The sequence below is a fragment of the Micromonospora sp. NPDC047467 genome (assembly GCF_040643095.1).
GTDB lineage: Bacteria > Actinomycetota > Actinomycetes > Mycobacteriales > Micromonosporaceae > Micromonospora.
Map to the genome: position 1 here is coordinate 1 of NZ_JBEYTO010000010.1, position 14,254 is coordinate 14,254.

Annotated in this window: 13 protein-coding genes; 9 read left to right on the plus strand and 4 right to left on the minus strand. The window is 72.1% G+C overall.

Features of this window, described 5'->3' with window-relative positions; translation table 11 throughout:
- Positions 1-133: 133 nt before the first annotated feature.
- Entirely contained in the window at positions 134-823 is a 690-nt protein-coding gene (locus ABZ780_RS25085) for a TIGR03089 family protein (RefSeq protein ID WP_357008873.1), read from the minus strand.
- A 152-nt stretch (positions 824-975) separates the two neighbouring features.
- On the opposite strand from ABZ780_RS25085, the gene ABZ780_RS25090 reads away from it, so the two are divergent.
- Entirely contained in the window at positions 976-2,121 is a 1,146-nt protein-coding gene (locus ABZ780_RS25090; RefSeq protein WP_357008870.1) for a glycosyltransferase family 1 protein, read from the plus strand.
- A 63-nt stretch (positions 2,122-2,184) separates the two neighbouring features.
- Positions 2,185-3,276, plus strand: a complete 1,092-nt coding sequence (locus ABZ780_RS25095) for a sugar phosphate nucleotidyltransferase (RefSeq protein WP_357008867.1) — start codon at positions 2,185-2,187, stop codon at positions 3,274-3,276.
- On the opposite strand, the gene ABZ780_RS25100 is transcribed toward ABZ780_RS25095, so the two are convergent.
- A complete protein-coding gene (locus ABZ780_RS25100) occupies positions 3,245-3,862 on the minus strand; it encodes an NUDIX hydrolase (RefSeq protein WP_357487676.1) in 618 nt (205 codons plus the stop codon). The genes ABZ780_RS25095 and ABZ780_RS25100 overlap by 32 nt on opposite strands.
- 403 nt (positions 3,863-4,265) lie before the next feature.
- On the opposite strand from ABZ780_RS25100, the gene ABZ780_RS25105 reads away from it, so the two are divergent.
- On the plus strand, positions 4,266-5,255 hold the full coding sequence (locus ABZ780_RS25105) for a winged helix-turn-helix domain-containing protein (RefSeq protein ID WP_357008862.1): 990 nt from the start codon (positions 4,266-4,268) through the stop codon (positions 5,253-5,255).
- A 39-nt stretch (positions 5,256-5,294) separates the two neighbouring features.
- On the opposite strand, the gene ABZ780_RS25110 is transcribed toward ABZ780_RS25105, so the two are convergent.
- Positions 5,295-6,383, minus strand: a complete 1,089-nt coding sequence (locus ABZ780_RS25110) for a coenzyme F420-0:L-glutamate ligase (protein ID WP_357487677.1) — start codon at positions 6,381-6,383, stop codon at positions 5,295-5,297.
- Entirely contained in the window at positions 6,380-7,324 is a 945-nt protein-coding gene (cofD, locus tag ABZ780_RS25115; RefSeq protein WP_357487678.1) for a 2-phospho-L-lactate transferase, read from the minus strand. Before cofD ends, ABZ780_RS25110 begins: the two co-directional genes overlap by 4 nt.
- A 98-nt stretch (positions 7,325-7,422) precedes the next feature.
- Here cofD and ABZ780_RS25120 point away from each other — a divergent pair, with 98 nt between their 5' ends.
- From ABZ780_RS25120 to ABZ780_RS25145, 6 genes are all read left to right on the plus strand, one after another.
- On the plus strand, positions 7,423-8,505 hold the full coding sequence (locus tag ABZ780_RS25120) for a hypothetical protein (protein WP_357008854.1): 1,083 nt from the start codon (positions 7,423-7,425) through the stop codon (positions 8,503-8,505).
- Between the two features lie 238 nt (positions 8,506-8,743).
- Positions 8,744-11,254, plus strand: coding sequence for a bifunctional FO biosynthesis protein CofGH (locus ABZ780_RS25125; protein WP_357008851.1), 2,511 nt, complete (start codon positions 8,744-8,746; stop codon positions 11,252-11,254).
- Between the two features lie 162 nt (positions 11,255-11,416).
- Complete coding sequence (locus ABZ780_RS25130) at positions 11,417-11,695, plus strand: hypothetical protein (protein WP_203178498.1); 279 nt, start codon at positions 11,417-11,419, stop codon at positions 11,693-11,695.
- Between the two features lie 53 nt (positions 11,696-11,748).
- The gene (locus ABZ780_RS25135; RefSeq protein WP_357487679.1) at positions 11,749-13,146 is read left to right on the plus strand and encodes a DUF4331 domain-containing protein; all 1,398 of its coding nucleotides are present in this window, start codon (positions 11,749-11,751) and stop codon (positions 13,144-13,146) included.
- A 20-nt stretch (positions 13,147-13,166) separates the two neighbouring features.
- Complete coding sequence (locus tag ABZ780_RS25140; protein ID WP_357008845.1) at positions 13,167-13,496, plus strand: phospholipase; 330 nt, start codon at positions 13,167-13,169, stop codon at positions 13,494-13,496.
- Between the two features lie 469 nt (positions 13,497-13,965).
- Complete coding sequence (locus tag ABZ780_RS25145) at positions 13,966-14,223, plus strand: WhiB family transcriptional regulator (protein ID WP_007455784.1); 258 nt, start codon at positions 13,966-13,968, stop codon at positions 14,221-14,223.
- The last annotated feature ends 31 nt before the right edge of the window (positions 14,224-14,254 follow it).

Sequence of the window (14,254 nt, forward strand, 5' to 3'; positions counted from 1 at the left end):
GGCAGGGCGGGGCGGGGCGGGGCGGGGCGGGGCGGGGCGGGGCGGCAGGGCGCGGGGCAGGACGAAGCCGGGCCGGGCCGGGAAGGTGGAGGCGGGCCGGGCGGAGGGGGTGCCGAACGCCGGGCGGGGGTGGTTACGGGAGGGGGTGGGTGATCTTTTCGGTGGACTGGCGGGTGGGGAGGTTCGCCGGGTTCGGGTTGGCGCACAGGACAACCGTGGCGGCCCGGGTCAGCGGGGCCAGCAGCCAGTCGACCGGGTCGGGGTAGCGGGTCGCGTCGACCAGGATCCGGGCACCCGGCTCGATGCCCAACTCCGTGGCGCGTGCCTCGGCGCGGGCCAGCAGGTGCCCGTCGGACGGGCCCGGCCCGGGTTGCGGGGTGAAATGGTCGCCGTGGGCGCGTACCTCGACCACGTAGTCGGCGAAGCCGGGGGGCACCTGTCGCAGCGGGGCGGCGAGTGGGGACAGCCCGAGGGCGTACCGCTCGTCGGCGGACCAGGACTGTGCCTCGTCGAGTCGGTCGGCGGCAGCGAAGAGCACGTCCACGGTGCCCGGTGTGTCGATCACGCTCAATTTGGCCGACCAGCAACCCAGCAGCACGGCCGCGGTCTGCCAGTGCGGCGGCAGCAGCACCCCGGCCAGGGCGCCCGGTGCCAGGCCGACCTCGTCGACGAGGAGGTTGGCGGTCTTGGCCACCCAGTTCGCCAGGGTGGCGCCGGAAAGTTCGGTGCGGTCGCCGCTCGCATCGTCGTACCAGGTCAGCAGCGGTCGGGTCGGGTCGGTCGCGATCGCGTCGGCGAAAACCCGGGCAATATTGTCGGCCATCGGCGCGAACGATACGCCTCTGCGGGCCGTACTCGAAGACGATGACAAGTCGGCGTAGCGTCGGGTCGCAGTCAGCGTCGGCCCCGAACTCCGGCGTAGGCTTGACCCCCGGAGTGTTGTTCCCCACAGACACCAGTACAAGGAGTCGCCCCGTGACCGCCGGTCGCCCGCCCCGCGTGCTCATCGACGCCACGAGTGTCCCCGCCGACCGTGGTGGTGTCGGTCGATACGTCGACGGTCTGCTCGGTGCCCTCGGCAAGGTGTGCGGGTCGGGGGTGGAGTTGGCTGTGGTGAGCCTCCGCACCGACCTGGAGCGTTACACCCGGATGCTGCCGGGCGCGGAGATCATCCCCGCTCCGGCGGCGGTGGCGCACCGCCCGGCGCGGCTCGCCTGGGAGCAGACCGGCCTGCCGCTGCTCGCCCAGCAGGTGGGCGCGCACGTGCTGCACTCGCCCTTCTACACCTGCCCGCTGCGGGCGGGATGCCCGGTCACGGTCACCGTGCATGATGCGACGTTCTTCACCGAGCCGGAGCACTACGACAAGTCCCGCCGGACGTTCTTCCGCAGCGCCATCAAGACATCCCTGCGCCGTGCCGACCGGGTGATCGTGCCCAGCAAGGCCACCCGGGACGAGCTGATCCGGCTGCTCGACGCCGACCCGACCCGCATCGACGTGGCCTACCACGGGGTCGACCACTCCGCCTTCCACGCGCCCGGCGAGGAGGAGAAGGCCCGTGTGCGTGCCCGGCTGGGGTTGGGCAACAGCAGTTACGTTGCCTTCCTCGGTGCCAAGGAGCCGCGCAAGAACGTACCCAATCTGATCCGTGGCTGGGCCCGGGCGGTGGCCGACCGGGAGGACCCGCCGGCCCTGGTGATCGCCGGCGGGCAGGGGCACGACGACGACATCGACCGCGCGGTGGCCGAGGTCCCGTCGCACCTGCGCCTGCTGCGTCCCGGCTACCTGCGCTACGCCGACCTGCCCGGTTTTCTCGGGGGCGCGCTGGTCGCCGCCTACCCCTCGTACGGTGAAGGGTTCGGTCTGCCGATCCTGGAGGCGATGGCGTGCGCCGCCCCGGTGCTGACCACGCCCCGGCTCTCGCTGCCCGAGGTGGGCGGCGACGCGGTGGCGTACACCTCGGAGGACCCGGAGCAGATCGGCACGGACCTGGCCGCCCTGCTGGACGACGAGCAGCGACGGTTGTCGCTGGCGAAGGCCGGTTTCGACCGGGCCAAGGAGTTCACCTGGGAGTCCAGCGCCGAGGTGCACATCGCCGCATGGAGTCGCGCCCGTTCGTGACCATCCGCGCCGCTGGCGGTGACCCGTGCCACTCTGGGCGGGTTCGTCGGGCATGATGTGCGGATGCTCTACGCGGTAATTCCGGCAGGTGGCAGCGGCACGAGGTTGTGGCCGTTGTCCCGCGCCGGCCACCCCAAATTCCTCCACCCGCTGACCGGCACCAGCGCGTCGCTGCTCCAGGCCACCGTGGAGCGGCTCGCGCCGCTGACCACACCGGATCGGACCCTTGTGGTCACCGGTGCCGCGCACGTCGCGGCGGTGGCCCGACAGCTGACCGGGCTGCCCGAGGAGAACATTCTGGTCGAGCCCTCACCACGGGACTCCTGCGCGGCGATCGCGCTGGCTGCGGCGGTGATCGCGCACCGTGATCCGGACGCGGTGATGGGCAGCTTCGCCGCCGATCACCTGATCGGCGACCCGGACAGCTGGGTGCGAACGGTCCAGGAGGCGGTGCGGGGGGCCGAGCAGGGAATGCTGATGACGGTTGGGATCACCCCGACCCGGCCGGAGACGGGCTACGGCTACCTGGAGACCGGCGACCCGACCGGGGACCTGCCGTGGCGGCCGGTGGCCGAGTTCAAGGAGAAGCCGGCCGCCGAGGTCGCCGAGGCGTACGTCCGCTCGGGCCGGCACCTGTGGAACGCGAGCATGTTCGTCTGGCGGGTGGACGTGTTCCTCGCCGAGTTGGCCCGCCAGCAGCCGGCCCTGCATCTCGGCGTCACCGCGATCGCGGCAGCCTGGGGCACCCCCGAGCAGGACGACGTCCTCGGCACGGTGTGGCCGACGCTGCCGAAGATCTCCGTTGACTACGCGGTGATGGAGGGCGCGGCCACCGCGGGTCGGGTGGCCACCGTGCCGGGCGACTTCGGCTGGAACGACGTGGGCGACTTCCACACCCTGGGCGAGGTGCTGCCGGCCGACGACGCGGGCAACGTGGTGCTCGGCACCGACGCCAAGCCGGGTGTGCTGCTGCGGGACAGCGCCAACCTGGTGGTCGTGCCGCAGTCGGGTCGGCTGGTGGCCGTCCTCGGGCTGCGTGACCTGATCGTGGTGGACACCCCGGACGCCGTGCTGGTCTGCCCACGTGACCGGGCCCAGGGCGTCAAGGCCCTGGTCGACGAGCTCAAGGAGCGGGGCGAAGAGGGCTACGTCTGAGGGCCGTGAGGGCCGGCGCGACCAGTCGTGCGGTCCCGCCGGCCAGCGGCTCGGGCAGCCGGTCCGGCGGAAACCAGCCCAGTTCGTCGGCCTCGTCGCTGACCTGCTCGACCGCTCCGGGCGGGGCGAGCACGGCGAACCGTACGTCGTAATGCAGGGAGCCACCCTGGCAGCGCACCGGGTGGATGTCCACGTCGATCGGAACGGGGTCGATGCGCAGGCCGGCGATCCCTGATTCTTCGGTGGCCTCGCGCAGCGCGGCGGCCGCCAGGGTCCTGTCCTCGGGCTCGCAGTGCCCGCCGAGCTGCACCCAACAACTGAGCTTGGTGTGCAGGCAGAGCAGCACCCGCGACCCGGTGGGGTCCAGCACCAGCGCGCTCGCGGTGACGTGGCCGGGGAGGTGCTGGCGGCTCATCGCGGCCGGCCCGGTGGCGAGCAGCGCGAGGGTCCGATCCCGGGCCGTGGCCGCGCCCGGGCTGGTCGGCTGCCAGCCGTCGAGCAGCGCGGTGGCGTCGGCGTGCAGCGCCGCGTACGTCTCGGGGTCGGTCGGGTGGGCGGCGGGTCCGGCGATCGTGGTGTCAGGCACCCCGACACTGTACGAGCGCACGCTCCACACCCGGGCGCGGCGACGCGACACCGGTTTCATCACGTCGAAGAGCTGGCATCTACGTCACCGGCGAGGACCATCGCGTCGCGCTCTGGGTCGTCTGACCTGGGCTGGCCGGTGACGAGCCGACGGATGATCGGGCGGCACCTCTGCGGAGCAAGGGCCGCAGACCCTCGTGGTGCCGCCCGATCACCGGTCGTTCCCGGTCCCGGAGCACCGGCAGAATGACGTGCCGGTGCCGCGCTCGGGTATTGGAAGCATGCCTAACTACCCCGGGAGGCGTCGAGCTCTTTCAGCCCAGACTTAAAAATGGAGATAACTGCCGGCCAGGTAGAGTCGGACGGTCACCCGGCATCCCTCTGCTGGCGACACGGGAGCTCCAATGCTGAGGATCTATTTTTCTGGCGAGGACATTCTCCGGACCCGGGTGGCGCCGACGGCGGACCCGGTCTGGGAGCTGGTCCTCAGCTTGCACGTGCTGCAGGGCCGAAACCGTGACCCGCTGACGTCGATGTGGCGGCAGGCCGTCACCCGCGACCTGCGCCAGGATGCCGCATCCGACCAGCTCCGGCTGCTCTTCGCGCTGAACCCGCCGCGCGGTTACTTCCCCGACTTCCTCACCCCGTACGCCAGCGTTGACGGTTTCGAGGCCGGTCTGGACGCGGTCCGCAGCACGCCGACACCGCGGTTGCAGCGAGACCTGACTGTGCTGGCCGCCGCGACCCCGCTGCCGGCCTCGGCCGCCGCGCTGGCCCGGGGCGACACGGCGGCGCTGCGCCAGTTCGCCGATTCGATGGAGCGGTACCGGTCGCTGGCGATCAGCCCGTACTGGGGTCAGATCCAGGCCGCGGTGGCGGCGGACCGCACCCGACGGGCGCGGGCCCTGCTCGACGGCGGCGTGGAGGGGCTGTTGACCAGCCTTCGACCGGCGATGCGCTGGGAGGCCGGGGTGCTGGAGGTCCGTGACTACCCGCACAGCCGGGAGCTGCACCTCGACGGCCGCGGGCTGATGCTGGTGCCGTCGTTCTTCTGCGCGAGCACCCCGGTCGCCCTGCTCGATCCGGCGCTGCCGCCGGTGCTGGTCTATCCGGTGGACCGGCTGGGCGGGCTGGCACCGGACAACAGTGCCGCGCCGGGCGCCGCGAGTGAGTCGCTGGCCGCGCTGCTCGGCCGGACCAGGGCCGCGGTGTTGCAGGCCAGCGGCGACGGCTGCACCACCGGCGAGGTGGCCCGCCGGCTCAACATCTCGGCGGCGGCGGCCAGCCAGCACGCCACCGTGCTGCGCAACGCCGGCCTGCTGGTCAGTCACCGCGACCGCAACACTGTGCTGCACACGCTGACCCCGCTCGGCCAAGCGGTGCTGGACGCCTGACGCGGCCCGACCGTGCCGGGTGGCCGGCTCAGCGGGCCGTCACAGGGCGAGTGTGGCGCTGGCCGGGCTGCCGGCGGGCGGGGGCAGCAGGGTTGACCCGATGCCCTCGGCGGCCAGGGCGACGCGCAGCCGGTGCAGGTCGGCGCCGAAGCGGACCAGGTCGCTCGGGTCGACCGGTGCGGGTGCCGTGCCGAGCACCAGGGCGGTGGCGTCGTCCGGCCAGCCGGGCACCCCGGCGATCAGGCCGAGCCGCATCTCCGTCTCGTCGAGCAGAGTGAAGACCGTGCCGGGGGCGACCACCCCGGCGACCGCCTCGATCGCCCGGCGCACCGCGACCGGGTCTGCCGGCGTGGGGCTCAGCGAGTCGACGAGGGCGGCGGCGTCGGCCAACCCGGCCGACCGGGCCTCGGCGGTGCCGAGCGAGAAGAGATCCTGCGCCGCGTCGCGGACCAGCGACTTCGCTCCGCTGGAGTCGTCGGCGCCGAGGCCGGAGAGGTAACCCCGCACCACCGCAACGGGGACCTGGTCGCACTTGCCCTTGATCAGCTCGCCGGCGCCCGCCAGCTCGTCCACCACGGCCATCTGGGTCAGCTGGAGTTCGTTGCCGTACGGATCCACTTCTCCCCGGTGGTCGCGGATGGCCGGCATCCCGGCCACCCCGAGCGCGACGTCGGTCAGTCCGTTGCGCCACGGCCGGCCCATGGTGTCGCTGACGATCACGGCGACGTCCAGGTCGTACCGGTCCTTGAGCGCCGCCCGCAGCGCTCGGGCCGACGCGTCCGGGTCGACCGGCAGCAGCACCAGCCGGGTCTTGTCGACGTTCGACGCGTCGATGCCGGCGGAGGCCATCACGAAGCCGTGGTGGGTCTGCACGATGCGGGTCGGCCCCCGGCTGGCCACCACCCGGGCGGTCTCACCGGCCAGTACGTCGTCCCGCGCGGCGAGCCGCTCGGGCCCGTCCGCCGGAACGTCGACCAGCCGCCCCTCCGCCTTGGAGACGATCTTGCTGGTGACCACCAGCACGTCGCCGTCGCGCAGCCAGGGCGCGGCGGTGGCGATCAGCGCCGCCAGGTCATCACCCTCGGTCACGTGGCCGATGCCCAGCACCGGCAGGATCTCCAGCCTCACGTCAACTCCACTGCGGCGCGGACCATCGCCGCCGTCGCCGCCTCGTCGGTCATCCGCAGCGGGAGCGCGCGGACCGTCACCTCCGGCACCAGTGTTCCCGCGTCCTCCTCGGCCACCAGCCAGCCGTCCAGCAGCCCGCCGGCCGACCGGCCGCCGTAGAGCCGGCCCACCCCGGCCGCACTGCACTCGACCCCCAGCACGGCGAGGCAGCGGTCGGCCATCCCCCGGACGGGAGCGCCACCGATGATCGGCGAGACGCCCACCACCGGCGCCGGGCCGTCGGTCACCGCCTCGCGCATCCCCGGTACGGCCAGCACCGGCGCGACGCTCACCACCGGATTGCTCGGTGCGATCAGCACCAGGTCGGCAGCACCGATCGCCTCCAGCACGCCGGGCGCCGGCTTCGCCGTCTCCGCGCCGACGAAGACGAAGCGGTGGGTGGGGATGTCGGCCCGGTACCGCACCCACCACTCCTGGAAGTGGATCGCCCGTTGGTCGCCGTCGCCCACGACGGCGTGGGTCTCCAACCGGTCGTCGGTGGCCGGCAGCAGACGTACGCCCGGCTGCCAGCGGGTAGCCAGCGCCTCGGTGACCGCGCTCAGCGGATAACCGGCGTTGAGCATGGTGCTGCGTACGAGATGGGTGGCGATGTCCTTGTCGCCGAGGCCGAACCAGGTCGGTTCCGCCCCGTACGCGGCCAGCTCCTCCTTGACCGTCCAGCTCTCCCCGACGCGGCCCCAGCCCCGCTCGGGGTCCGCGCCGCCGCCGAGCGTGTACATGACGCTGTCCAGGTCGGGACATACCTTCAACCCGTGCAACCACAGGTCGTCGCCGACGTTCACCACGGCGGTCACCTCGGCGTCGACCTCGCGGGCGTACGCCCGGACGCCGAGCAGGAACCGAGCGCCGCCGATGCCGCCGGCCAGAACCACGATGCGCATGTCGACCATCCTCGCGCACCTGACGCCTCCGGTCCGCCGGTGGCCGGGGAGACTAGGCTCACGTGCGCCCTGTCCGATTACGCCCCGAGGGGGAGCTCGTGACCAGCCCCGCCGAGCCCGCGTCCACCGACGCGTCGCAGGCCCGCCAGCTGACCAAGCCACTACGCGAACTGGGCGCGCTCGCGCTGCTCGGTGCGAACGCCGTGCTCCTCTTCGTTGGTCTGCTCCGGTTGCTCAGCCCGAACGACTACGCCGACATCACCGACCGCGCGGGCGGCGCGTTCTTCGCGTTCATCGGCGTGGAGGCGGTGGCCCTGCCGCTGCTGGCCGTGCTGCTGGCCACCCACATCTCGCCGATCGTGCCGAAGGCGAAGCTGATCACGCAGGTGGCCCTGGGTGAGTACGCGTTCAGCGCGCTACTCGGCACGCTCACCATGCTGGTCTGGACGGTGGGTCGACTCGCCGAGGCCGAAATCCTCGACGCGCTGCTCGGCGTCCTCAGCCGGTTCGCCTGGCTGATCATCTTCGGGGTCGCCGCCTGGGTGGTCTTCACCGTCTGGCGCAGGCTCTACTACGTGCCCAAGCCGAAGGCCCAGCCGGGCGTCTACGGCCAGCCGCAGCCGGGCTGGCCGCAGCAGCAGGGTGGCTGGCCGGCTCCGGGTCAGCCCGGTGGCCAGCCGCAGGGTGGGTGGCCGGCTCCCGGCCAGCCCGGTGGTCAGCCCCAGGAGGGTTGGCCGGGTCAGCAGGGCGGTCAGCCGCAGGGTGGTTGGCCAGGTCAGCAGGGCGGTCAGCCGCAGGCGCAGTTCCCGGGCCAGTACGGCCAGTCCTCGCCGCCCTTCCAGGCGGCCCCGCAGTCGGCACCGCCGGCCCCGCAGTCGGCCCCGCCGTTTCCGCAGTCCGGGCCGCCCTTCCCGACCGCCCCGCAGTCCGCACCGCCGGTGAACCCCGCCCCGCAGTCGGCACCGCCTGCCCCGCAGTCGGCGCCTCCCGCGCCGCCGTTCGGGCAGCCGCCGTCGGCCGACCCGACCCAGGCGATCCCGCGCCAGTCCGCTGACCCGACCCAGGCGATCCAGCACCAGCCCGCCGACGCGACCCAGGCGATCCCGCACCGGGCCGCCGACGCGGACACCGACCGCACCCAGTACCTCAACCCAGGCGACCACCCCACCCAACCCCGCTAAACCACACCCACCGCCGCCTCCCCACCCGGTCGATCATGAAGTTATTGCCCTGACACGCCGAGATCGAGGGCAATAACTTCATGATCGACCGGGTGAGGGGCGGACCGGGGCCGGGTGAGGGGCGGACCGGGGCCGGGTGAGGGGCGGACCGGGGCCGGGTGGGGGCCGGACCGGGGCCGGTGGGGGCGGACCGGGGGCGGGACCGGGGGCGGCGGAATGCTGCGCATAGGCTGGGCGGATGGTTGATCGCACCCACTCCGGCCCGAGCGAGGCGAGCGTGCGGCGGGCCCTGGGCCGGGCCGCGACCGGGCGGTCGCTGGACGTCGACGAGGCGACCGCGCTGCTCGCCGCCCGTGGTGACGCGCTCGACGAACTGCTCCGGACCGCCGGTGGGATCCGTGACGCCGGGCTGCGTGAGGCCGGGCGGCCGGGCGTCGTCACGTACTCGAAGAAGGTCTTCATCCCGCTGACCCGGCTCTGCCGGGACCGCTGCCACTACTGCACGTTCGCCACCGTGCCGCACCGGCTGCCGGCGCCGTTCCTGGACCGCGACGAGGTGCTGGCCATCGCCCGGGAGGGCGCCGCGCTGGGCTGCAAGGAGGCCCTGTTCACCCTCGGTGACCGGCCGGAGGACCGCTGGCCGGCGGCGCGGAGCTGGCTGGACGAGCGCGGCTACGACTCCACCCTCGACTACCTGCGCGCCTGCGCGGTGGCGGTGCTGGAGGAGACGGGCCTGCTGCCGCACCTCAACCCGGGCGTGCTGACCTGGTCGGAGCTGCAACGGCTCAAGCCGGTCGCGCCCAGCATGGGCATGATGTTGGAGACCACGGCGACCCGGCTCTGGTCCGAGCCGGGCGGCCCGCACTACGGCTCGCCGGACAAGGAGCCGGCGGTCCGGCTGCGGGTGCTCGACGACGCCGGCCGCGTCGGGGTGCCGTTCACCACCGGCATCCTCATCGGCATCGGCGAGACCCCGGCGGAGCGGGTGGACGCGCTCTTCGCGATCCGCCGCGCGCACCGGGAGTACGGCCACCTCCAGGAGGTGATCGTGCAGAACTTCCGCGCCAAGCCGGACACGGCGATGCGCGGTATGCCCGACGCGGAGCTGCACGACCTGGCCGCCACGGTGGCGGTGGCCCGGCTGCTGCTCGGCCCGAAGGCCCGGATCCAGGCTCCGCCGAACCTCATCGCCGGCGAGTACGACCTGCTGCTGCGCGCCGGCATCGACGACTGGGGTGGTGTCTCGCCGCTCACCCCGGACCACGTCAACCCGGAACGCCCCTGGCCGCAGATCGAGGAGCTGGCCCGGCACACCGAGCTGGCCGGGTTCACGCTGCGGGAGCGGCTGACCATCTACCCGGAGTACGTGCGCGCGGGCGACCCGTGGCTCGACCCTCGGCTGCTGCCGCACGTCGGTGCCCTGGCCGATCCGGCGACGGGAATGGCGGTCGAGGCGGCCCTGCCGCAGGGCCACCCCTGGCAGGAACCGGAGGAGGTGTTCGGCGGCCGGAGCGACCTGCACGCCACCATCGACACCACCGGCCGGACCGGGGACCGGCGGGGCGACTTCGACAGCGTCTACGGGGACTGGGCCGAGGTGGCCACGAAGGTGACCGCCGGGCCGACGGCTCTGACCGGCGACGATGACCTGCGGGCCGGGCTGCGGCTCGCCGCCGACAACCCGGCCGCGCTGCTGGAGCCGGGCAACACCGATGCCGCGCTGGCGCTGTTCGGCGCGGACGGGCCGGCGCTGGACGAGTTGTGCCGGCTCGCCGACGACGTGCGCCGCGACACGGTCGGCGACGACGTCACCTACGTGGTCAACCGCAACATCAACTTCAGCAACGTCTGCTACGTCGGTTGCCGCTTCTGCGCCTTTGCCCAGCGGGAGCGGGACGCCGACGCGTACCGGCTCTCCGTCGAGCAGGTCGCCGACCGGGCTGAGGAGGCGTGGGCGGCCGGTGCCAGCGAGGTCTGCCTCCAGGGCGGCATCGACCCGAAGATGCCGGTCACCGGGTACGCCGACATCGTGCGGGCGGTCAAGGCCCGGGTGCCCGGGATGCACGTGCACGCGTTCTCACCCATGGAGATCGTCACCGCCGCGGCCAAGGCCGGCGTGCCGGTCCGCGAGTGGCTGACCCAGCTGCGCGAGGCGGGCCTGGACACCATCCCGGGCACCGCTGCGGAGATCCTCGACGACGACGTGCGCTGGGTGTTGACCAAGGGCAAACTCCCGGCCGCCGCCTGGGTCGACGTGGTGAGCACCGCCCACGAGCTGGGCATCCGGTCCAGCTCCACGATGATGTACGGCCACGTCGACCATCCCGGGCAGTGGTTGGCGCACTTCCGGGTGCTGGCCGGTGTGCAGGACCGCACCGGCGGGTTCACCGAGTTCGTGGCGCTGCCGTTCGTGCACACCAACGCCCCGATCTACCTGGCCGGCATCGCCCGCCCGGGGCCGACGTGGCGGGAGAACCGGGTCGTGCACGCCATGTCCCGGCTGCTGCTGCACGGCCGGATCGACAACATTCAGTGCTCCTGGGTGAAGCTCGGTGACGAGGGCACGGTGGCCATGCTCCAGGGTGGCTGCAACGACCTGGGCGGCACGTTGATGGAGGAGACCATCTCCCGGATGGCCGGCTCCGACAACGGTTCGGCGCGTACCGAGGAGCAGTTGCGGGCGATCGCGAAGGCGGCCGGGCGTCCGGCGCGCAAGCGTACGACCGCGTACGGTCACCTTCGCCCCTGAGGTCGAACCTTTCCCCGCCGCCGGCCGTACCAAGCGATGCCGGCGGCGGTTGCGGCGAGGACCGCCGCCGGTGACCCCACAGGGCCCGGCGACGTCGGTCGGCGGCACCGGACCCGTCCGTCCCCCGCGGGCGCGTTCGCGCCGCAGCCGGAAAGGTTGCCCATGACCAGTGATCAGCGGAAGCGGCCCTGGCCGCGACTGACCCGCCGGCAGACGTTGACCGCCGCGGCCAGCGCCACCCTCGGTGCCGCGGCACTCACCGTGCCGGGTCTGTCGGCCGCGCAGAACGCGCCGGGCGCGGCCGGTCGGGCCGACGAACCAATCGTCGTGCATCTGCGGGACGCGGCCTCCGGAACGATGGACGTCTTCGTCGGTGAATCCCGCATCGAGGTGCGCGACCGCGGCCTGGCGGACCGGCTGCGGCGCGCCGCCCGGCGCTGACCCGTCCGCTCCGCTCCGCCATCCTGTTCCCCGCCCAGTGAGGTTGGTCCGCCATGTCTTCCCACCGCGAGGCCCCGGAAATAGCCAAGGATCCGGTCGCCGACAGCTCCGACCTGTACGCGTTCGTCAGCCCCGACAAGCCCGACACGGTCACGTTGATCGCCAACTACGTGCCGTTGCAACTGCCGTCGGGAGGGCCGAACTTCTTCGAGTTCGGCGACGACGTGCGGTACGAGATCCATATCGACAACGACGGCGACGGCCGTGCGGATGTCACCTACCGGTTCGAATTCACCACCGAGATCACCAATCCGAACAGTTTTCTCTACAACACCGGCCCGATCGACTCGCTGGACAGCAAGAACTGGAACCGGCGGCAGTTCTACAGCCTGACCCGGGTGGCCGACGGTCGGGAGCACCGGCTCGCGCACAAACTGCCCTGCCCGCCGTGCAATGTCGGCCCGCTGTCCACCCCGAAGTACGCCGAGTTGGTCCGGCAGGCCACCTTCACCCTGTCCACGGGGGAGCGGGTCTTCGCCGGTCAGCGCGCGGACGGCTTCTTTGTCGACCTCGGAGCGATCTTCGACCTCGGTACGTTGCGGCCGTTCCAGCAACTGCACGTGGCGGGCAAGAAGATCTTCAAGGCCGAGGGGGAGCCGGTCAACGCCACCGACCGGATGAACGTGCACAGCATCGCCGTGCAGGTGCCGTTGAAGCACGTGCGCCGACGCGCCAACCGGTACGGTGCGGCCGACCCGGCCTCGGTGATCGGAGTGTGGACCTCGGCATCGCGCCGGCAGGTCCGGGTGCTGGGTGACCGGGTGGCCGGGGACACCTCGACCGGCCCGTTCACGCAGGTCTCCCGGCTGGGCAATCCGCTGTTCAACGAGGTCATCGTGCCGATGTCCAAGAAGGATCTGTGGAACTCGCTGCCGCCCTCGGAGGACAAGCGGTTCGCGCAGTTCGTCGAGCAACCGGAGTTGGCCGCGCTGCTGCCGGCGCTCTACCCGGACGTCTTTCCTAACCTGGACAAGCTCACCAAGGCCAAGAAGGCTCGGGCGGACCTGGTGGCGATCCTGCTCACCGGTGTGCCGGCCGGCCTGATCGACGGGTTCACCAATGCCACAGGTGACGTTCAGGCTGACATGCTGCGGCTCAACACGGCGATCCGGCCGACCCGCCGTCCGGACCGGTTCGGGGTGCTCGGCGGTGACCTGGCCGGCTATCCGAACGGGCGCAGGGTCGGCGACGACGTGGTCAGCATCGCGCTGCGGGCCATCGCCGGGGTGACCGTCCCGCTGGTGGACAAGACGTTCCGCCCGGACGCGGCGGCCGCGGCGGTGACGCCGGGGTTGAGCGCGGCCGACGTGACCGCCCCGTTCCTCGCGAACTTCCCCTACCTGGGTACGCCGTACGACGGGTTCAACAACCCGTCAGCGGCGGCGGCCTGACGGGCGTGGGGGAGCGGCGGATGCACGAGCACGCGTACGGGCCCTCGGAGACCGGGAGTGTCGTCCTCGACCTGGGTGGCGACACCGGTGCGCTGATCATCTACACCGGTCGGGATCTGCACGGTCGGGAGATCGAGATCAGCCGCGACGGTGAGCGGCGGGTCCACTCGGCGGTGCGGGAGCGCCGGGTGCGGGACGGGTCGTTCCACAGTGCGGTCTATCCCGATCTGGACGCCGGGATTTATACCGTCTGGTGGGACGACGATACGTCCGCCGGCACAGTTTCTGTCCACGGTGGAGGGATAGCGGAGTTCGTCTGGCCCAGCAGCGGTTTCAGGTCGGTCGGCTGACCGTACCGTGCCTGTTTTCCGATCGCGCCCCGTCCACATCGTGGACGGGGCGCGTTGGTCGTCGACGGCTCGACGGGCGGTCTGCGTCGCGCCGCGTTAACCTGTCTCCCACCAAGATCAGCTTTGTGGTGAGGGGGTCGACCACCATGTCCGGCGTCGCCATGACGTCCTCTGTCGGGGGAGCGCCACGGCAGAAAAGTCGGGCAACTCGCCGGAGAGGGCGTTACTCGGCCGGGGTCTGAATCGATAGGGCAGGTTGCGAGGCCGGACGGTCCTGGTGGCCGACCGGGGGTGTCGGGAGGGCGACTCCATTATCAAGTTTGGCTTGACGGCGCACGCATTACACGCGTGTAATTTGAATGGGGTTGTTCGCACGGAACGCAACAAAACGGGACCGGACGGACAAGCACGCCTTTCGCGTGGGGGGTTGCAGCGGCGATGACGCCGGTGCGCGACAAGGAGGCATTTGATGGACGGCCAGCTTGAGGTGGCCGACCTGCTCGGAAACGCGCCGGAGTGGCAGGAGCGAGCCTTGTGCTCGCAGACCGACCCCGAGGCGTTCTTTCCCGAGAAGGGCGGCTCCACCCGGGAGGCGAAGCGGATCTGCTCGCGCTGCGAGGTCAAGACCGAATGCCTCGAATACGCTCTGGGTCACGACGAGCGTTTCGGCATCTGGGGTGGGCTATCGGAGCGGGAACGGCGCAAGTTGAAGCGGCGGGCCGCTTGAGCGGTGCGGGGTCGGGGCGGTGGGGGCCGCC

What these genes read in the sequence shown, in the direction of transcription:
- ABZ780_RS25085 (WP_357008873.1), bottom strand. Translation starts at nt 823, where the DNA reads ATGGCCGACAATATTGCCCGGGTTTTCGCCGACGCGATCGCGACCGAC.
- ABZ780_RS25095 (WP_357008867.1), top strand. Translation starts at nt 2,185, where the DNA reads ATGCTCTACGCGGTAATTCCGGCAGGTGGCAGCGGCACGAGGTTGTGG.
- ABZ780_RS25105 (WP_357008862.1), top strand. Translation starts at nt 4,266, where the DNA reads ATGCTGAGGATCTATTTTTCTGGCGAGGACATTCTCCGGACCCGGGTG.
- cofD (WP_357487678.1), bottom strand. Translation starts at nt 7,324, where the DNA reads ATGCGCATCGTGGTTCTGGCCGGCGGCATCGGCGGCGCTCGGTTCCTG.
- ABZ780_RS25125 (WP_357008851.1), top strand. Translation starts at nt 8,744, where the DNA reads ATGGTTGATCGCACCCACTCCGGCCCGAGCGAGGCGAGCGTGCGGCGG.
- ABZ780_RS25130 (WP_203178498.1), top strand. Translation starts at nt 11,417, where the DNA reads ATGACCAGTGATCAGCGGAAGCGGCCCTGGCCGCGACTGACCCGCCGG.
- ABZ780_RS25135 (WP_357487679.1), top strand. Translation starts at nt 11,749, where the DNA reads ATGTCTTCCCACCGCGAGGCCCCGGAAATAGCCAAGGATCCGGTCGCC.
- ABZ780_RS25140 (WP_357008845.1), top strand. Translation starts at nt 13,167, where the DNA reads ATGCACGAGCACGCGTACGGGCCCTCGGAGACCGGGAGTGTCGTCCTC.
- ABZ780_RS25145 (WP_007455784.1), top strand. Translation starts at nt 13,966, where the DNA reads ATGGACGGCCAGCTTGAGGTGGCCGACCTGCTCGGAAACGCGCCGGAG.